This window comes from Streptomyces bicolor (assembly GCF_000719285.1).
Lineage (GTDB): Bacteria > Actinomycetota > Actinomycetes > Streptomycetales > Streptomycetaceae > Streptomyces > Streptomyces bicolor.
In genome coordinates, this window is record NZ_JOFS01000008.1 from 278,391 (window position 1) to 297,644 (window position 19,254).

At 69.4% G+C, this 19,254-nt stretch carries 17 protein-coding genes; 7 read left to right on the plus strand and 10 right to left on the minus strand.

All coding sequences use genetic code 11. The features are described from left to right. Positions 1-59: 59 nt before the first annotated feature. From IF78_RS0112660 to IF78_RS0112700, 8 genes are all read right to left on the minus strand, one after another. Positions 60-1,829: a CotH kinase family protein gene (locus IF78_RS0112660; protein WP_031480879.1), complete on the minus strand. Its 1,770-nt coding sequence runs from the start codon at positions 1,827-1,829 to the stop codon at positions 60-62. Then, positions 1,829-2,506 (minus strand): DUF4956 domain-containing protein, encoded by a 678-nt coding sequence (locus IF78_RS0112665; protein WP_031480877.1) that lies wholly within the window; start codon positions 2,504-2,506, stop codon positions 1,829-1,831. The genes IF78_RS0112660 and IF78_RS0112665 overlap by 1 nt, the downstream gene beginning before the upstream one ends. Continuing rightward, positions 2,503-3,318, minus strand: coding sequence for a polyphosphate polymerase domain-containing protein (locus IF78_RS0112670; RefSeq protein WP_031480876.1), 816 nt, complete (start codon positions 3,316-3,318; stop codon positions 2,503-2,505). The genes IF78_RS0112665 and IF78_RS0112670 overlap by 4 nt, the downstream gene beginning before the upstream one ends. A 777-nt stretch (positions 3,319-4,095) precedes the next feature. Continuing rightward, positions 4,096-4,779, minus strand: a complete 684-nt coding sequence (locus tag IF78_RS0112680; protein WP_031480874.1) for a cytosine permease — start codon at positions 4,777-4,779, stop codon at positions 4,096-4,098. Next, positions 4,776-5,168 (minus strand): purine-cytosine permease family protein, encoded by a 393-nt coding sequence (locus IF78_RS0112685; protein WP_031480872.1) that lies wholly within the window; start codon positions 5,166-5,168, stop codon positions 4,776-4,778. The genes IF78_RS0112680 and IF78_RS0112685 overlap by 4 nt, the downstream gene beginning before the upstream one ends. A gap of 108 nt (positions 5,169-5,276) precedes the next feature. Then, positions 5,277-6,812: a carotenoid oxygenase family protein gene (locus IF78_RS0112690; protein ID WP_234439799.1), complete on the minus strand. Its 1,536-nt coding sequence runs from the start codon at positions 6,810-6,812 to the stop codon at positions 5,277-5,279. Positions 6,813-6,846: 34 nt separating this feature from the next. Beyond that, on the minus strand, positions 6,847-8,316 hold the full coding sequence (locus IF78_RS0112695; RefSeq protein ID WP_031480868.1) for a benzaldehyde dehydrogenase: 1,470 nt from the start codon (positions 8,314-8,316) through the stop codon (positions 6,847-6,849). 53 nt (positions 8,317-8,369) lie between these two features. Beyond that, positions 8,370-10,013, minus strand: a complete 1,644-nt coding sequence (locus IF78_RS0112700; protein ID WP_031498260.1) for an MFS transporter — start codon at positions 10,011-10,013, stop codon at positions 8,370-8,372. A gap of 220 nt (positions 10,014-10,233) precedes the next feature. Between IF78_RS0112700 and IF78_RS0112705 the strand changes: the two genes are divergently transcribed. From IF78_RS0112705 to IF78_RS0112720, 4 genes are all read left to right on the plus strand, one after another. Next, the gene (locus tag IF78_RS0112705; RefSeq protein ID WP_031480864.1) at positions 10,234-10,728 is read left to right on the plus strand and encodes a VOC family protein; all 495 of its coding nucleotides are present in this window, start codon (positions 10,234-10,236) and stop codon (positions 10,726-10,728) included. A 5-nt stretch (positions 10,729-10,733) separates the two neighbouring features. Continuing rightward, entirely contained in the window at positions 10,734-12,410 is a 1,677-nt protein-coding gene (locus IF78_RS0112710; protein ID WP_031480862.1) for a bifunctional 3-(3-hydroxy-phenyl)propionate/3-hydroxycinnamic acid hydroxylase, read from the plus strand. Then, positions 12,407-13,249: a fumarylacetoacetate hydrolase family protein gene (locus IF78_RS0112715; protein ID WP_031480860.1), complete on the plus strand. Its 843-nt coding sequence runs from the start codon at positions 12,407-12,409 to the stop codon at positions 13,247-13,249. Before IF78_RS0112710 ends, IF78_RS0112715 begins: the two co-directional genes overlap by 4 nt. Positions 13,250-13,329: 80 nt before the next feature. Continuing rightward, a complete protein-coding gene (locus tag IF78_RS0112720) occupies positions 13,330-14,115 on the plus strand; it encodes an IclR family transcriptional regulator (RefSeq protein WP_031480858.1) in 786 nt (261 codons plus the stop codon). Between the two features lie 177 nt (positions 14,116-14,292). Here IF78_RS0112720 and IF78_RS49655 read toward each other — a convergent pair whose 3' ends face one another. Further along, a complete protein-coding gene (locus IF78_RS49655; RefSeq protein WP_425314613.1) occupies positions 14,293-14,745 on the minus strand; it encodes an ATP-binding protein in 453 nt (150 codons plus the stop codon). 289 nt (positions 14,746-15,034) lie between these two features. Here IF78_RS49655 and IF78_RS0112725 point away from each other — a divergent pair, with 289 nt between their 5' ends. The 3 genes from IF78_RS0112725 (at position 15,035) to IF78_RS0112735 (ending at position 17,894) form a co-directional block, all read left to right on the plus strand. Then, entirely contained in the window at positions 15,035-15,460 is a 426-nt protein-coding gene (locus tag IF78_RS0112725) for an IS5 family transposase (protein ID WP_031480856.1), read from the plus strand. Positions 15,461-15,608: 148 nt separating this feature from the next. Further along, positions 15,609-16,223 carry an acyl-CoA-like ligand-binding transcription factor gene (locus tag IF78_RS0112730; RefSeq protein WP_031480854.1) on the plus strand — a complete coding sequence of 205 codons (615 nt, stop codon included), beginning with the start codon at positions 15,609-15,611 and terminating at the stop codon, positions 16,221-16,223. Positions 16,224-16,283: 60 nt separating this feature from the next. Next, entirely contained in the window at positions 16,284-17,894 is a 1,611-nt protein-coding gene (locus tag IF78_RS0112735) for an MDR family MFS transporter (RefSeq protein WP_051827756.1), read from the plus strand. Between the two features lie 68 nt (positions 17,895-17,962). On the opposite strand, the gene galU is transcribed toward IF78_RS0112735, so the two are convergent. Next, on the minus strand, positions 17,963-18,925 hold the full coding sequence (gene galU, locus IF78_RS0112740) for a UTP--glucose-1-phosphate uridylyltransferase GalU (RefSeq protein WP_031498265.1): 963 nt from the start codon (positions 18,923-18,925) through the stop codon (positions 17,963-17,965). Positions 18,926-19,254: the final 329 nt, after the last annotated feature.

Sequence of the window (19,254 nt, forward strand, 5' to 3'; positions counted from 1 at the left end):
GCGGTGCGCCGAACGCCCGGACGGCGCCCCACGGGGGACTGCCGTCCGGGCACCGGTGATCAGCCGGTCACCTCCTTGTTCTTGGCCAGCGCCGCGGTACGCTCGGTGACCGTCTTTCGCAGCTTCTCGACGGCGGAGTCCAGCTCCTTGCCGTCGGCACCGGCCTTCCCCGCCTGTTCGGCGATGGCGTTCAGCGCCTTCCGGGCGGTCCCGGAGCCGTAGAACTTCTGGTACAGCTCCTTGTACGCCTTCTTGTAGACGGGATCGAAGGTGTCCGAGTCCAGGAAGCGCTCCTTCAGCGGGTGGCCGATCATGCCGGCGAACCCACCGCCTTCGCCCTCACCGCCCTGACCGCCTTGGCCGTTCTGACCGCCCGGCAGACCGGAAGGCATTTCGGACGGCATGCCTTCCGGCAGATTCTCGGGCATCCCCGAAGGCATTCCTTCGGGCATTCCTTCGGGCATTCCTGACGGCATCCCGGAGGGCATGTTCTGCGCGGCTTGGCCACCTGTGCCCTGGCTGCCCTGGCTGCTCTGCCCAGTGGCACCTCCAGCGCCACCACCGAAGGCACCGCCCATGCCCGTGTCGTCGTCCGGGCCCGAGGTCGCATCGCCGGTGAAGGTGAAGTTGTAGTCCCATCCCAGGACCGAGAACTTCTTGGTGTCCAGGTCGTACCACAGCAGATAGTTCTTGCCGGGTCCGGCCATGTCGTCGAAGTTCATGAGCAGGTTCTGCGCGGCGAGGTACGTCGCCAGGGACTCGACGTCCACGTACTGGTCGAGTTCCTTCTCGAACTCCTCGTCCGACGCCTCGTTTGCCCACTTGATGAGCTTCATGACCGGCTCCAGGTCCTGACTGCCCACCTTGTTGAGCTGCTCGAACGACTCCTCGTAGTCGGTCGGGTCGTCGCCCTTGTACTCGAAGCTGCCGCCGGCCCGCGCCTTGTAGAGCACGCCGTTCCCGTCAGCGACGGACTCCGCGTAGTCCGTGTCCGGGCTCTCGACCATCAACCGGGTGGCGACCGGGCGGGTGTTGACCTGTACCGACGTGAAGGCGTACCGCTCATTCTTCTGACCGGTGGTGTCCGTCAGGCTCAGCGCGAGGGCCTCGTTCACCGGAACCTGGCCGTTGCTTCCGGGGCGCAGCGAGATCTCACGCTCGCCCTGATAGGCGCGGCCCTCGATGAACTCGTCGATCTTGATGAGCCAGGGCAGTTCCTCGGGCTTCTTCTCGGACAGGTTGTACTGCGTGATCCCGCCCCCGATGCCACCGGCCCCGCCGGGACCGCGGCCATTGGCCTGGCCGCGGTCCCGGCCCCCGGTTGCGCCGTCCTTCTGCGCCTCCGGGGCGCCCTGCTCGGCGCCTTCGGGCATGGTCCGGCCGCCACCGGGCCTGCCCTGGCCGCTTCCGCGCAGGGACGACAGTGTGGAGTTGCCCTTGAGGCGGATTCCAACGTCCTCGAGGTAGACCCCGTCGATGGTGAGGTCGGCCTCGATGTAGTCCTTGGTCCCGTCCTCGCGGAACTCCTTCATCATCTTGGTGAAGTCGGTCTGGTCGTACTCCAGTTGGATGGAGTGGGAGACCGAGGTGTCGTACAGGTCGACCGTGCCCTCGACGTTCTGCGTGATGGCGTCCGCCTCCACGCGGGAGGAGGAGGTGACGTACGGCGAGACTCGGGCGTCGCCGAAGAAGTAGACCATCACCACCAGTCCCGCGCAGAGGGCGCCGGCCGGCTTCCAGTGGTGCCGCAGCCGTACGGGGAGCCGGTCCCGCATCCGCCGCGGCCTGCGCACAGCGGCCGTGGGGGCCGCCTCGCTGCCGCCGGCCATCACAGGTCGGTCGAGTCGTAACCGGTCAGCACGGTCACCCGCTGGCCCGATGTCCGCTCCTGCAGTGCGGCCACCAGGTCGCCGGGCTCGGTGCCCTTCTTCATGCGCACCGTGTAGAACACCTCGGTCAGCGCGCCGCCGCGGATCGTCTCGGTGCTCACAAGCTCGAACTCCGTGGTGTACCGGATGAGGACGTCACGGATGGCCGAGGTGTAGTCCTCGCCCGCGGGGACCTGGACCTTGACGACCTGGCGCTGGACGCTCAAGGCGAACCAGTTGAACTTGAACATCACGACGACGACCACGGAGATCACTACGGCCGCGACGGCGGCGAGGGTGTAGAAGCGGGCACCGCAGGCCATGCCGATGGCCATGGCCAGGAAGACGAAGCCGACGTCCCTGGTCTCCTTGATGGCATTCCGGAACCGGATCACCGACAACGCGCCGACCAACGAGAAGGCCCGGGCCAGGTTCGATCCAACCACCAGCATGATCAGGGCGACAACCATCCCGACGATGATGAGCGTCTGGACGTAGGACTGGCTGTAGGAGACGTTGCGGTGCGTGTACCGGTACACGTGGCCGATCAACGTGCTCAGAATGAACGACAGCGCCATGGCGACGACGACGTCGGTAACGCTGAACGTACCGCTGAGTTCCTGCAGATCGAAGTTCACTGTGCTCCTGCTTTCAAGGGCGCTTCGTGCGCCGAATACGCGTGCGGCGGCTGGTGGTCCGCCTCGTGGATGTGGAACACGGACCGGGGTGCCAGGCCGAACGCCTCGATGGACTGCACGTACTTGGAGACCCGGATCAGGTTGAGGTTCCGACGCGCCGCGAGGTCCGTGATCCAGTACGGCGTGCGCTCGTTGACCTTGATCTCCATCACCGACAGGTGCGGCGGGATGGTGAACCGGTTCTCGGGGGTCGGTGTCCCGAAGTGGAAGTCCCGGTCCCGGCCACGGATGCGCCGGTCGAAGGTCACCCGCAGTCCGGTGTCCGCGTCTCGGCCGACCAGGGCCTCGCGCTGGTAGCCGGTGATCGCGGTGGGTTGGAGATTCAGCCGTACGACGAGTTCGAGCACCTCCTGGATGAAGGCGCTCTCCTTCGCGGAGTGCTCCACCATCTCCCGGCCGTCGCACAGTCGGCGGGCGACGCCGTACGGAAGGGTGATGCGGCGCTTCTGTGTGACCCGGTTGACGCGCTGCTTGATCTCCACGCACACAGGGGCCTCGTCGGTGACCCCGTCCAGGTTGCCGTAGTGGCGGATGCGCAGCTTTCGCCGGAACTTCAGGCCCTCGATCTTCTCCCAGTAGAACCGCAGCTGCGGGGTGTCGTAGTACAGGCTCCACACGCCGTACCCGCCGACCGGGCTGTTCAGATCGCGGTCCATCCGCTCGGCCAGCTCGTCCCGGATCTCGGCCGCCTCCTCGGCCGGTACGAGGTACTTGAGTTCGAACCGGTTGAACGAGTGCAGCCTGCTGGCCACGTGCAACGGCTGTTCCTCTGCCGGGGGCTGCTCCTCCTCCCGGCTCTCGGATTTCCGCCACGTGGTCACCGGTAGTGCCACCATGCGCCTCCTTCGTCGTACGGCCCGATCGGGCGACGCAGGACACGAAACCGGTGGGATGTGAGAAGCAGCTGAGAATTGCGGGGTAATTACAGGTGCACTTAAGATGGCCAGGAGATGAACTGCTCGCGTTGACGCGGCGTCCTCACGGTCCGAGACAGCTCTTGTCGGTGCGGACCGCGAAGGGGAAAGTGATCGGCTTTGCTTCGACGCGCTTGCCGTGCAGTGCGGTCTGCTCGGCTCCACGCGCTCATCGCGACTCGGACGCGGAGCAACTTTCGGCCGACAGGAATCGCGTCCCGTACGGCGTCCTCGACGTCGCCCCAGGCAGAGCGGACCGCACGGCCCACCAGGTCCTCCTAGCGGTCCTCCAGGTACATCTGGCGTACCTGGGTGCGGACTCGTGCGAAGGGTGGGGTGCTCAGAGGGTCTCCTGCTTCCTCCGCCTGACGGAGGTCGTTCCTGCGCGTCTCGTAGTCACGGCGCAGGGCGCTCTCCGTGGCCTTGAGCACTCTGTGTACTGCTGGCGCCGTAGAGGACCTGGCCTGTGGCAGCCGCCGCAGGCCGACGTTCGTTTTCCGCGGTCCAGTCACGCAGGAAGCCCGCATAGGTGGGGTCGGTGAGCAAGCCGTACCGGTGGGCGAGGCTCAGCACGACGGTCGTCCGCTTCACAGCGGTCGGAGCCTGAGTGTGCAGCTACTCGGTCGGTGTGCGGCCACCGTGACGGGTTGTCCAGAAGCTCGGATCGTCGACGGCGTTGCCGCACTGCTCGAGCCCCTTGTTGCCTGACCGCGCCTGAGGCGGATTCGACCGCCGGCGAAGGTGGTCGGCGATGCCCGGTGGACCACCCAAGCTCGACTCCGGCGGGCCGAAACGCAGGTCAGCCTTTGGCACCAGAGCTGGGAGTTCTGGTCGCAGGGGGGATTTCTGCTGCCGGCCCGCGACTGCCGTGAACGACTCTCCACGGGCGCCGCGGCTGACGCGGACAAGCGTCAGGCAGACGACCGAGGTGACCACCATGCCGGGAATCCAGGACAGGTCGGCGTTGGAGAAGTGTCGCGCGACGGGCCCGACGTACCACGCGTTGCTCATGGCCGGAATGCCGGACACCACGCCGATCACGAAGGCAGTGAGGACCTTGAGGTCGACCCCGTTGTGGGTCCACATGGCCGGGTCGCGCCAGTACTTTCCGCTGCGGATGTACATGCCCTGGACGTCGCACTCTCCGTGCTGGACGAGGTAGAAGTCCACGAGGTTCACCGCACCCCAGGAAATGAGCAGCAGGAGCATGAACGACAGGAACGCTGTCAGATTGCCGGTGAAGTCCTGTGAGGCCGTGACGGCCAGGCCCAGACCGATGACGAGGGTCGGCAGCATCATCGCGCACGGGTCCGGAACGAGTTCGAGATCTTGACGAAGGTCGACAGGCCCGTGATCAGGTTCAGCATCCCGCCGTAGAGGTTGAGCATGTTCGTCACAACCAGCCCCAGCGAGGTCACCACCAGGACGACAGTGGCGAGCGCGCCACCGCCGAGCGCGGCACTGGCGCTCTGGAAGACGTCCGCGGCGGCGAACTTGGCCGCGAGCAGCACACCGACGGCGCAGCAGAAGGTGGACGACAGGAACACCCCGGCCGCCGTCCACCAGAAGACCGCCCGGCCTGACGCGTCGCTCGGCAGACAACGGGAGTAGCCCGAGACGGCGGTGGCGTAGGTGAGCGCGAACGTCACGGCGACGCTGGTGCCGGCGAGGAACGACGCGAGCGACACCGGACCGGACGTCCGCCGCCACGTCACCCCCTCGGACGAGCGTGTAGCGGGTGACGACGATCAGGCGGCGTCGCAGCGGAACCGAGGACCGGATCCGGAGCCACGCCGCTACCTGTCGTCGCCTTTCGCTGCGATGGCACGGTCCAGAACGTGGTGGTCGGCCCAGCTTCCGTGGAAGCCGAACGGCACCCGGCTGGGAAGCTTGACCCGGGCCAGCGGGGTGCGGCGCAGGTCGGCCGCGTCATGGACGAGGAGCTCGCTCAGGTCGGTGGCGCGGTTCCACCAGAGCGAGAGCAGGTAGCCGTCGTCCTCGCCGCGGGCGTTCTCACGTGCCACGAAGACCGGTTCGCTCGGGCTGGTCAGGCCGTCGGGTCCTTCAACGACGGTGGTGCGGTCGAGAAGGTAGTCGTGACGGGCGAGGCCGTCGGACATGGTGTCGTCGGCCAGGCTGCGCGTGGTGACGAAGTAGCCGTAGCGGTGCGGCCGACCCGTGTAGGCGTCGTTGATCTTCGGGAACTCGCCGAAGACGCCGCTGATCATCTCCTCCGTGGCCCGTCCGGTCGCCAGGTCGACGCGCCAGCGGTAGGGCAGGGCCGGCGGGAACCACTCGTGGGAGCCCACGGGCGTGGAGAGACGGTCGACCGGGCTGCCGAGGCGGCTGATCCGGTGCCCGTCGACGATCAGCTCATCGTCCTGCTCGTAGGCGTTGTAGAAGTGGGTGTTGGCCCAGTGGCCGCCGAGCTCGTGCCAGGTGATCTCATGGGTGTGGCGGTTCATCAGGACGATCTGGACGCCGTGTTCAAGGGAGTTCTCGTCCCAGACGACGCCGGGCCTGCTCTGGGCCACCAGGTCGAGGCGGAACTGGGCGGGCGTGACAAAGAAGATCGCGTAGGTGTCGCTCACCGCGAAGTCGTGCATGAGGACCGGCACGCCGATGTCGAAGGAGTGCGAGTCCTTGATCTCGGCCGTCTTCACGTCGGCGCGGTACCAGGTGATGGTGGGTCCGACCGCGGCGAAGAACAGCATGTCGCCGGTGTCCGGGTCGGTCTTGTAGTGGCCGGTGCACAGGACATCGACGCCGCCGTGGAAGTCGTACGTGCCGAGGGTGCGCAGCGTCTCGGGGTCCAGCGCGTGCGGCAGTCCGCCGTCGAAGTAGACGAGCAGATGGTCGTCGAAGAGGCCGGCGTTGATGTTGGCCACGTTCTTCGCGCGCGGGGCGCCCTCGGGCAGCCGGCCCGGGGTGCCGCCGTTGACAAAGCCGCTGTAGATCGCCTCCCCGGCCTCCACCTCGACCCTCATCGAGTCGGTCTGGACCCAGCGGGTGCGGTAGGCGGCTTTGCCCTCGCGCAGGTAGACACCGCACACCATGCCGTCGCCCTCCCACCAGTGGTAGCGGTCGGTGTTGCGGGGCTGGAAACGGGGATTGGAGGAGACGCGGAACAGCGCACCCGCGAGGTCGGACGGTATCTCGCCGTCCACCTCCAGGTCGTACGCCTCGTTCTCCTCCGTCCAGGGCGCGAAGGGGCCGTTGAGGAACCTGTTGCCGGTGTGCCAGTCGGCTCCGGCGCCGGCGGGGGCGGGGCGCTCTCCGGTCCCACGGGGAACGACGGTCATGGGGTTCGCGGGCATCGGGTTCGCGGGCATGGGGCTCTCCGTGCGGGTTGGTGTGTCGGGGCGGTCAGAACGGGTAGCGCGGGAGTTCGCCGCGTACGGTGACCCACTGCTGTTCAGTGAAGGCCTCGAGGTTGGCGATGGCGCCGCCGTGACGGGCGCCGGTGCCGGAGTCGCCGACGCCGCCGAAGGGGATGTTCGGTTCGTCGTTGACCGTCTGGTCGTTGATGTGCACCAGTCCGGTGGGCACGCGGTCCGCCAGGGCGAGGCCCTTCGCGACGTCCCGGGTGAGGATGCCGAGGGACAGTCCGTACTCGGTGCCGGCGGCGAGCCCCGCCGCCTCGTCCAGGTCCCGGAAGGGGACGACGGGCGCGACGGGGCCGAAGATCTCCTCGGCGTACGCGGGCGCGGTGAGCGGTACGCCGGAGAGCACGGTGGGCCGGTAGAACAGGCCCTCGTAGGTGCCACCCGCGGCGAGCCGGGCGCCGGCCTCGACCGTGTCCGTGACGATGCGGTGGACGTTGTCGCGCTGACCGCTGTCGATGAGCGGTCCGACGGCGACGTCCTCGGTGGCCGGGTCGCCCACCCTGAGCGCGTCGGCGTGCTGGGCGAGCAGGGCGGTGTAGTCGTCGGCGACCGAGGCGTGGACGAGGTGACGGCTGCTGGCCATGCAGATCTGGCCGGCGTGGACGAAGGACCCCCAGGCGCCCACCGAGGCAGCCTGCTCCAGGTCGACGTCGTCCATCACGACGAGCGCGGAGTTCCCGCCCAGTTCCAGGTGGACCCGCTTGAGGTGCCGGGCCGCGGCGATACCGATGGCGCGCCCGGCCCGAGTGGAACCCGTGAACGCGATGACAGGAACCTGCGGATGCTCCACGACGGCTGCCCCGACGTCCGCCCCGCCGGGCAGGACATGCAGCAGACCGGCAGGCAGGCCCGCCTCTTCGAAGACACGGGCGAAGACGGCACCGCCGCTGATCGCGGTGCGGGGGTCCGGCTTGAGGACGACCGCGTTGCCGAGGGCGAGCGCCGGGGCCACGGCCCGCATGGCCAGGATGATCGGCACGTTGAACGGGGCGATGACGCCGACGACCCCGACGGGGGTGCGGCGGGAGAAGGACAGCCGCTGCTGCCCGGAACGCAGCAGCTCACCGTAGGGCGCCCCGGCCAGGGCGGCGGCCTCGAAGCACTCCTCCGCACCACCGCTGCTGACCTGCAGAGCGGCGAACGGCCGAGTCGCACCAGACTCCCGTACCAGCCAGGTCTCGATCTCCTGCTGATGCTCCTCGAAGAGACGCGCGGCGCGGCGCAAGACAGCGGCACGGTCGGAATACGGCCGCGCGGCCCACTCCCGCTGGGCCCGCACCGCCCGCTCCACCGCCCTGTCCACGTCGGCGGGCGTGGCGGAGCCGACGCGGCCCAACGTCTTGCCGGTGGCGGGCTCGACGGCGTCGTACTCCTCGCCGGTGCCGCTGACCCACTCACCCGAGCCGGAGAAGATGCGGCCTTCCCAGGTGCTGCTGTCCAGAAGAGTCATGGTGTCCCGTTCCATGTCAGGGGTTGTCACGGCTGTGCCCTCGGGGCTGATGGTCAGGCGCTGGGGAGCGGCTTGACGGAGTTCGGGGCGCCGGCCGGTGCGGTGGCCGCCTCCTGGGCGGACGTGCCGACGGCCATGGCATCAGCGGCTCCGCTGTGCCGCAGGGCGAGAGCGGCGATCACCGCGCCTGCCAGGGCGGCGCCGGCGCAGACGTACATGCTGAGGTCAAGGCCCGATTCGAGGGCCTCGCGGGCGAGCGGGGCCACGGTGCCCGACAGGCTGCCGAGGTCGGCGTTGGCGACTGCGAGTGCGCCTCCTTCGGTGTTGACGGCCTCGGCCACGCCCAGGGCCTGTGGCGGAAGGCCGGAGGAGGCGAGCTTGTCGGCCAGGCCGCTGCTCGCCGTGCCGAGTGCGACGGCGCCGACGACCGCGGGGCCGAGGGCCTGCCCGGTCTCTCGGACGAGGCTGGTGACCGCGCTGGCCATGCCGGCGTACCGGATGTCGACCGTGCCGACCGCGACGGCCGTCAGCGACGAGAACATCGTGATGAAGCCGACTCCCATCAGCAGGATCGGTCCGGTCATGGACGCGAGGCCCGTCGCGTCGCCCGGCAGCAGTGCCATCCAGAACTCTCCGGCGGCGAGCGACAGCAGCCCGCCGACCAGCAGGGTGCGGGGGTGCACGTGCTGCAGCAGTTTCGGCAGGAACGGGGTGAGCAGCAGCGGGACCGCCTGAACGAGCGCGAAGGGCAGAGCGGCCTGGAACGGGGAGACGTGGTGGACTGCCTCCAACTTGATGCTGAGCGCATAGGCCGTGCCGATGAAGCCGAACAGGGCGAGCAGTCCGATGGCGGCGGCCGCGGCGAAGGCGGGGGTGCGGAACAGGTCCAGGCGCAGCATCGGCGCCCGTGATCTGCGCTCCACGGCGAAGAACGCCGTGAAGGAGGCGGCGGCGAGGACGAAGGCGAGCACGATGTGGGGCTCGGAGTAGCCGTCGCTCGCGCCCTCGATGACGGCGTAGAGCAGCGCCAGCAGGGACACGGCGATGGTGAGCTGGCCGGGCCGGTCGAGGCCGCGGTCGGCGGTGGCCTGGCGGGAGTCGACGACCCAGCGACCGCTGACGGCGGAGGTGACCAGGCCGAGCACCGCGAGCGGAACGAAGGCCCAGCCCCAGTGGGCGTGTTCGGCGATGAAGCCGCTGATCAGCGGGGCGATCATGGCACCGAAGGCGAGGCTGAGTGCCCAGTACGACAGGGCCCTGGCGCGGGCGACGGGCTCCCGGGTACCCGCGACGATCACGGCCAGCGAGGAGGGGAAGATCGCCGCGGCACCCAGGCCGGCCACCGCCTGGCCGGCGATCAGCTGGGTCATCGAGCCCGCGGTGGCGACGACCAGGCAGCCGGCCGTGATCAGCAGCCCGCCGAGGACCAGCAGGCGCTTTCGTCCGAACAGGTCGCCGAGGACGCCGAAGTTCAGCTCCAGGATGGCCGTCGGGAGGATGAACGCAGCCGGGATCCAGGCCAGGGCGGCGGCCGACACCCCGAGGTCCTGCTGTATCTCACCGATGAGCGGCGAGGCCAGGGGAATGCCGATCTGAGCCACGCAGATGGCGAAGCAGGCCGCCACCAGCGTGGCGCGGCCCAGCGGAGCGGGCGTGTTCGGAGAGGGAGCGGGGCTCTCGGCAGCGGGATCGGTCATGAGGGATGCCTCCGGCGGTGCTCCGTGGACGCCGTTGACTGAGCGACGCACCGGACACCATGTCTCGAAAACCCGGACTTGGGTTTCATTTAGCAGGACCGTGCACTATGGACTTGTCGCCAGTCAAGGGGCATGAAGGCGGAATTTTGCGATTGACGACCGGAGATCCGACCGCTAGCGTCCTATAAATCAGTTACTCAGTCCTGATATTGGAGACAGTATGAGCATCACTGGGCTCGGGCACACCGGCTTCTGGGTCGACGACCTCGAAAAGATGCGCGACTTCTACAGCCGGGTCCTGGGGCTGACGGTGACCGATGAGGACGAGGAGCGGCGCATCGTGTTCTTCTCGTCCCGCCCGGACGAGGAGCACCACGAGTTCGTGCTCCAGGAGGGCCGGACCGCCCCGGCCGGAAGCAAGCTCACGCACCAGGTGTCTTGGCGGGTGGACTCACTGGAGTCGATCATCGACTTCCACCACCGGTTCCGCGCCGAGGGCATCGAGGTCCAGCAGGAGGTCACCCACGGCAACGCGATCGGGATCTACTTCTTCGATCCCGAGGGCAACCGCAACGAGGTCTACCTCCGCCTGGAGCGTGACGTGCGCCAGCCGTTCCGCAAGAGCCTCGATCTGGACCTGCCCCCCGAGGAGATCATGGCCGAGGTCGAGCGGCTGCTGACCGAGGGCGGACCGGCCTACCAGCCGGTCCAGTAACTGCCGTGCCTACGACATCCGCGCCGCCGTCGGTCCTGGTCGTCGGCGCAGGCCCGACCGGGCTGACGGCCGCCCACCTGCTGGGCTCCCGGGGCGTACGGGTGCTGCTGGTGGAACGCAACGCCACGACCAGCGACGCCGCCAAGGCGATCAGCCTCGACGACGAGTCCCTGCGCACTCTGCAGTCGGCCGGCGGCCTCGACGAGGCCGTCTACCCGATCCTGGTGCCGGGCACCGGAACGAAGTACTTCGGCATCGGCGGACGAACGCTCTTCCACGCTCGCGGCACCGGCGACCAGCGCTACGGGCATCCGTTCAAGAACCCCTTCGCCCAGCCCGACCTGGAGCGGGTGCTGTGTACGCAGCTGCGCCGCCTGCCCGGTGTCGACGTCCGTTTCGGCACCCGGCTGACCGCCCTCGCCCAGCACCCCGACCGGGTGCGCGTGTCCCTGCGAACAGGTGGCGAGGACGGGCCGGTCGAGGAGTTGGACGTTCCTTACGTCCTCGGCTGCGACGGCGGCCGCAGCACCGTGCGCGACCTGCTGTCCGTGCCCATGCGGGGACGCAGCTTCCCTGACGTGTGGCTGGTGGCCGACACCCTTGAGGACACGCACGACCAGCGTTACGGCATGCACCACGGCGACCCCGACCGACCCGTCGTCATCGTCCCGGGCCAGGACGGGCGTTGCCGCTACGAGTTCCGCCTCAAGCCGGGCGAGTGCGAGGCCGGTACCTCTCCCCCGTTCGCCCTCGTGCGCGAACTCCTGCGGCCCCACCGGGAGATCACGCCCGACCAGATCGAGCGCGCGGTCGCCTACAGCTTCCACGCGTTGCTGGCCGACCGGCTGCGCGAGGGCCGCTGCTTCCTGCTCGGCGACGCCGCGCACATGATGCCGCCGTTCGCCGGCCAGGGCCTCAACTCAGGGGTGCGGGACGCGGCCAACCTGTGCTGGAAGATCTCCGAGGTGTTGGCGGGCCGGGCCGGTGACGCGCTGCTCGACACCTACGACAGCGAGCGGCGCCCGCACGCCCGCGCCGTGATCGACCTCTCCGTGCGCCTCGGCCGGATCGTCATGACCACCAGCCGCCCGCGTGCCCTGCTGCGCGACGCGCTGGTGCGCACGGCGACGCACATCCCGCCGGCCCGTCGCTACCTCACCGAGATGCGCTACCGCCCCGACACCCGGATACGGGTGGGGGCCGTCCTCCCGACGGATCGCGCGGGCGGTGAACTCGTCGGCACGATGCTGCCGCAGCCACGGGTGCTGCACGGACCACACCACCGCCCCGCACGGCTCGACGACATCCTCGGACAGGGCTGGAGCCTGCTGGGGATCGGTGTAAGCGACACCGACTGGGCAACCGTCGTCCGGGCCGGCCTCCCCGAGGCCACCGCCGTGCATGTCTTCCTGGACGACCGCACACCGCGTGACCGGGCCGGCCGAACGGGGATCGCCGACGCCGACGGCCGGCTCGACGCCCTCCTCGCCGGGCTGACCGGATCCTTCGTCCTCGTACGTCCTGACCGGTTCGTGGCCGCCGTATTCGCCCCCGATCGGGCCCAGTACGTCGGCGTGACGCTGCGGCGCTTCGCACGCCCCCGCCCCACCACGGGCACCGCCACCGCCACCTCCGATCTCGCCCCCGAGATCCCGTACGACTCCCCAGGAGTACCCCGATGAGACTGAGCACCGTCCGTATCGCCGACGACCGCATGACCTCCGCCGCCCGGCAGGAAGGCGACGAACTCGTCCTGCTCCCCTACGCCGACGTGGGCGCGCTGCTCGCAACCGGCGACGACTGGCACGAGCGTGCGGCCTCCGCCGACGGCGAGCGCCTGCCCCTGGCCGAGTCGTCACTCGCCCCACTGGTCCCCCACCCGAACAAGATCGTCTGCCTGGGTCTCAACTACGCCACGCACATCAAGGAGATGGGCCGCCCCACCCCCGCCCATCCCACCCTCTTTGCGAAATACGACGGCTCCCTGATCGGCGCCCACGACGACATCCACACGCCGCCGGTCAGCGACGATCTCGACTGGGAAGCCGAGTTGGCAGTCGTCGTCGGACGCCCTGGCCGCCACGTACCGCGTGAGAAGGCCCTGGAGTATGTCGCCGGCTACACGGTCGCCAACGACGTCACCGTGCGGGACTGGCAGCACCGTACCCGTGAGTTCCTCTCCGGCAAGACCTTCGAGGCCACCACCCCGGTCGGGCCCGCGCTCGTCACCCCCGACGAACTCCCGCCCGGTGCCTCGGGGTTGGACATCTCCTGCAGCGTCGACGGGCACACCATGCAGAAGTCCAACACCGCGGACCTGCTCTTCGACGTGGCCGAGACCGTCGCGTACATCAGCACCATCATCACGCTCCTGCCCGGCGACCTGATCCTCACCGGCACCCCGGGCGGCGTGGGCGCCGGTCGCGATCCGAAGGTGTTCCTTCGCCCCGGACAGGAACTGATCACCACGGTGGAAGGCATCGGGGAACTCCGCAACACCGTCATCAAGGAACAGCTGTGAACCATGACCACAGGACAACCGGCGACCATGCGGCACCGCAGGGTCTCCACCGGCCCACGCCCACCCACTAGAGTTCTCGTATGTCAGGAAACATGTCTCCCAGCTACCGCGAGCGCAACTCCACGGCCGACCGGGCACTGGACATCCTGACCATGTTCGACGACGTCCATCTCGTCGTCTCCGGAGCCGCCGTGGCCGAGCGGCTCGGCGTGGCGCGCTCCACCGCGTACCGCTACCTCCAGAGTCTGGTTGCCGGGCGTTTCCTCGAAGAAGCCCCGGGCGGCGGCTTCCGGCTCGGCCTACGAGTGTTGGAGATCGCCCGACTGGCCCGCCGCAGCTACGGTCTCTCCGAGGTCGCGGTGCCGTCGATGGAATCGCTCGCCGAGGAGGTGCACGAAACCGTGCTGCTGACCCGGCGCACCGGTGACCTGGTGGTCTGCGTGGACCGCGCGGAAAGCACCCGCGCGGTGCGGATCTCGTACGAGCGCGGCAGCGCCCTGCCGATCAACGCCGGCGCCTCCGCCCTCGTCCTGCTGGCCTGGAGCCCGGACGACGAAGCCCGCGGGCTGCTGCAGAGCGCCGAACTGCGCCGCTTCACCTCGGCCACCCTCACCGACGTCGACGCCCTGATGGAACGACTCGGCCGGATCCGCCGCATCGGCTACTCCGTCACCCGGGGCGAACTGGATCCCGACGTGGTCGGCATCGCCGCCCCGATCCGAGACGAGAACAAGCGGGTGGTCGCGGCGGTCAGCGTGGCCGCCCTCGCCTCCCGGGTCTACCCGGAGGCGGAGACGGAGATCGCTCAGAAGGTCCTGGCCACCGCGCAGGAGATCAGCGAGCGGATGGCCGTCGTCGCGGGCTGACCCCTGGTCCTGCTCCGTCCGGGCGGGGGGGCGCGGCAAGCCGTGCCAGGGCTCGAGCGTGCGCCTGGCACACAGTTTTTCAGTATCACGGCACAGTCGACAGTCTGTCGGACCGTCGGGCGCCCGTACCAGCGCGAGCACCGCGCATCACCTCTGGCACCCGAAGACACCGACTCATCAACGGCCCTGCCCGAAGTCGGCTGCGGGAAGGACCAGGCGGAAGGTGCAGCCCTCGCCCGGGACTGCGTCGAGTTCGAGGCGGCCGCCGTGGCTCTGGGCGATGGCCGCGGCGATGGCGAGGCCGAGGTACGTCCCGGCCGGTCGGTGCCGCCGGTTCTGGGTCCGGGCTCTGTCGTGCCCACCCGCGCGTGGACACGGGTGCCCAGCTGGGTGTGGATGCGGGCGTTGCGCAGCAGGTTCTCCAGGATCTGGCCCAGTCGGCGCGGGTCGCCGAATATCTCGGCCACGTCGAGTTCCTCGGTGCCGCTCGGATCTGCCGATGGAGGCAAAGCCACCACCTTTCTTTCTGCGGGAACTCACCCGAGTCGGCCCCGTGCTGACCAAACTCGCCTGCCCCCAGCGAGTTCTGTCAGCGACTGACCACGGCGGAAGGCAACGACTCCGAGCCATAGCGTCAACACGGAAACCACAGGGATAACAGCCCAGGTCATCGAGCGTGCGCGGCGCCTGGTGCCTGCCCGGCCGTCACCGGAAGTGGGGTGCGGTGATTCCACCGTCTGGTTTGGGCAGCGACCGCGTCCTGCCTGCCGCGAACTGGAACGCTGCCTGGCCAACGAGCACCCCGTCCCCAGCCTCGCCGACACCCACTCTCTCGGCATCGACGATCCGCAGGAGTCTGGGGCACAGCCCGCTAGGGCCTGTTGCGAAAGTGGATCTTGTTCGTTGATGATCACGCCCTGTGGGACGTGGTTATCTGACAAACGGCCAGTGGGCCCGCCTGGAGCCGTTGTTGCCGCTGGGCATCAAGCCGGGCCGTCCGCAGGTGTGGACGCGGCGGCAGCTCATGGACGGCATACGGTGGCGGACCCGGACCGGCGCTCCCTGGCGCGACGTGCCGGAACGCTATGGGCCGTGGGACCGGGTCTACGACCTGTTCCGGCGCTGGCAGCGGGACGGGACCTGGGCGAGGATCCTCACCCAGCTGCAGGCCGAAGCGGACGCCAAGGGCCTGATCACCTGGGAGGTGAACGTCGACTCCACCGTCTGCCGGGCCCATCAGCACGCCGCCGGAGCGGCGAAAAGGGGGACCTCCAGAAGGAACCGCCCGGCGGCGTCTTCGTCGAGCCGGCCGACCACGCGCTCGGACGATCCCGCGGCGGACTGACCAGCAAGATCCACCTCGCGGTCGAGCAAGGGCAAAAGCCCTTGTCCGTCGTGGTCACGGCCGGGCAGCGGGGCGATTCCCCGCAGTTCGAAGTACTCTCGTTCATTGCATGGCCTGAAAACTTTGCAGATCATGCAAGAATTGCTCCATGAGTTCCACCGGCGAAGGCCTGCGCGACCGCAGGCGCAGGGAGACGCGGCGCGACATCCACGCCGCAGCGCTACGACTGGCGCGTGAGCACGGCTTCGACAAGATCACCGTCGACATGATCAGCGCGGAGGTCGGCGTCTCGCCGCGCACGTTCTTCAACTACTTCCCGAGCAAGGAGGACGCCGTCCTGCTCGGACCCGCACAGTTGCCCCCGGCCCTGGCCGAGGAGTTCGTCGCGGCCGGCGCCGCGCCGCCCCAGGACGTGCTCGCGGACCTGACCCGGCTGCTCGTGAGGGACCTGACGGAGAACCCGCCCGAGCGCGAGGAGATGCGCGGCATCTTCGAGCTCGCCCACAGCTATCCCGCTGTCCTGGCCGCCATGCTGGCCCGCTTCGACGGCTTCCAGCGGTCCATCGCCGATGCGGTGGCCGAGCGGCTGGGGGAGCGGCCCGACGACGAGGTGCCGAGCCTGATCGCCGCGCTCGCGCTGGCCGCCATACGCAACGGCCTGGAGCGCTGGACTCGCGACGAGCCGCCGACCGACGAGGACGACTCACCGGTTCCGTACGTCGAGCGCTCCGTGGAACTCCTGCGCGGCCTGCTGGCCGCCTGACATCCCGACCCCGGCCGCGTCCGGGGCGGCCCGCCAACTCCCCCTATTTCAGGAGTCTTCGTGAGTGACCAGCCCACAGCGGCGGAGCCGGAGGAGCAGAGCGCCGCCGGCACACCGCGCCACTTCGGCCTCATATTCGCCGGCCTCATGACCGCGATGCTGCTCGCGTCCCTCGACCAGACCATCGTCAGCACCGCCCTGCCGACCATCGTCGGCGAACTGCACGGCGTGAACCACATGGCCTGGGTGACCACCGCGTACGTCCTCGCGGCCACCATCGCCATGCCCGTCTACGGCCGCCTCGGCGACCTGATGGGCCGCAAGGCGCTCTTCCTCGGCGCCATCGCCGTCTTCGTCGCCGGGTCCGTGACCGCCGGCCTGGCGCAGGACATGACATGGCTGATCATCGGCCGCGCCGTACAGGGCCTCGGCGGCGGAGGCCTGATGATCACCTCGCAGGCCATCATCGCCGACCTCGTACCGCCACGGCAGCGCGCCAAGTACATGGCGCCGATGGGCGCCGTGTTCGGCCTGTCCTCCGTCGCCGGACCGCTGCTCGGCGGCTGGTTCACCGACGGCATCGGCTGGCGCTGGGCCTTCTGGATCAACCTCCCGCTGGGCGCGCTCGCCCTCGGCGTCGCCGCGTTCGCGCTGCGTCTGCCCCGCCGCAGTGTCAAGGTCGCCGTCGACTACCTCGGCATCGCCCTCATGGCCGCCGCCGTCACCTGCACCGTGCTCGTCGCCGACTGGGGCGGCACCGACTACGCCTGGACCGACCCGCTCGTCCTCGGCCTCGCCGCCGGCGCCGTCGTCGCCTGGGCCCTGTTCTTCCTCTCCCAGAGCCGCGCCGCCGAGCCGATCATCCCGCTGCGGCTGTTCCGCAGCCGGATCTTCAACGTCGCCACCCTGCTCGGCATGGTCGTGATCGGCATCGGGATGTTCGCCGTCATCGGCTACATGCCGACCTATCTGCAGATGGTGTACGGCACGAGCGCGACCGAGTCCGGACTGCTGCTCATCCCCATGGTCGTCGGCATCATGGGCACCGCCCTCCCGTCTGGCCAGCTGATCAGCCGGACCGGCCGCTACAAGATCTACCCGATCCTCGGCACCGCCGTCGTCGGTGTCGCCGTGCTTCTGATGTCCACCCTGGACACCGGCACCTCGATCGTGGTGATCTGCGGATACCTGTTCCTGCTGGGCGCGGGCGTCGGCCTGATCATGCAGAACCTCGTCCTGGCCGTGCAGAACGCCTTCCCGGCGAGCGACGTCGGCACGGCCACCTCGGCCAACAACTTCTTCCGCGAGATCGGCGCCACCCTGGGCACGGCCGCGGTCGGCGCCGTGTTCACCCACCGCCTCACCGACCAGCTCAGCGTCCGGCTCTCGGCCGCCGACGCCAAGGTGCTGGGCTCCACCGACTCGCTGACCCCGGCCCTCGTCCAGGCCCTACCGGACCGGGTCCAGGACACCGTCGCCCTCGCCTACCAACAGGCCCTGACCCCGGTGTTCCGCTACTTGGTCCCGCTGTTCGCCCTCGGCCTCGTACTCGCCTTCCTCCTCCCGGAGAAGAAGCTGGCGGGCGGCGACGACCACGACGCGGCGGCGGCTTCGAGCGCCGACGACACCGCGGTGGAGACCGACGTGGCACCGGAGTTGACGCGCAAATGAATCCGGGGCGCCCGACGAAACCGTCGGGCGCCCCGGCAGGGGACCGATGAGGTGCCGTTGTCGTCGGCTCAGGCGACGGACCGCCGCCGGGTGCCCTGCTCGCCACGGCCTTCGAGGCCCGCCACGAACTCCTTGAGCCAGCTGATGAATTCGGGCCCGAGGTCGTCCCGGTCGCAGGCCAGCCGGACCACCGTGCGCAGATAGTCGGCCTTGTCACCGGTGTCGAAGCGCAGCCCGTCGAAGACGACACCGTGCACCGTGCCGCCCGCGGCCAGGTCCTGGAGGGCGTCGGTGAGCTGGATCTCGCCGCCCCGGCCGGGCGGGGTGCGCTCCAGGGTGTCGAACACGGCAGGGTCGAGGACATAGCGGCCGATCACCGCGTACGTGCTCGGCGCGTCCCGCCGCGACGGCTTCTCCACCAGGCCCGTGACCCGGACGACGTCCTCGTCCCCGGTCGGCTCCACGGCCGCGCAGCCGTAGAGATGCACCTGCTCCGGCGGTACTTCCATCAGGGCGACCACGCTGCCGCCGTGCCGCTCGCGGACGTCCAGCATCCGGCTGAGCAGGGTCTCGCGCGGGTCGATCAGGTCGTCGCCGAGGAGGACGGCGAACGGCTGGTCGCCGATGTGGCGGCGGGCGCACAGCACGGCGTGCCCGAGGCCGAGCGGCTCGCCCTGGCGGATGTGGTGGATGTTGGCGAGGCGGGCCGGGTCGCGTACGGCGTCCAGCCGCACGGTGTCACCCTTGGCCGCGAGTGCCTGCTCCAGCTCGAAGGCGTGGTCGAAGTGGTCCTCGATGGCCCGCTTGTGCCGGCCGGTGATCATCAGCACGTCGTCCAGCCCGGCCGAGGCGGCCTCCTCGACGACGTACTGGATGGCCGGCTTGTCCACGACCGGCAGCATCTCCTTCGGTGTCGCCTTCGTGGCGGGCAGGAACCGGGTCCCGAGCCCGGCGGCCGGCACGACGGCCTTGCGGACCGCGCGGCGGGCGGAAGCGGGGGTGGGGGTGCTCGAAGTATGGGGGGCGATCATGCCGTTCATGCTGTGGCACGAGCATGAGAGCAACCGGAGAGCAACAAGTGAGCGGGCTGTGCGTCGCGCGCACGCTGTGCCCGGCGGCTGTTCGCACGGCGGTCCTCAACGCGCCACACGTGCGCCCGCATCGCAGTTGAGCGTCGTTGCCACCTCGCATGTAGCACGCGATCCCCGGTTAGCAAAACCGGGGGATCACGCGCACGAAGGTAGGTCCACCGCCACTCCCTGCGCGCCACGTCGAAAGGCTGCCTCCCGACCGAACCCACAGCGTCCTACGCCAGCCGCACGCGCTCATCGCGGCACGGCCAAGTCTTCTTGCCCACGAG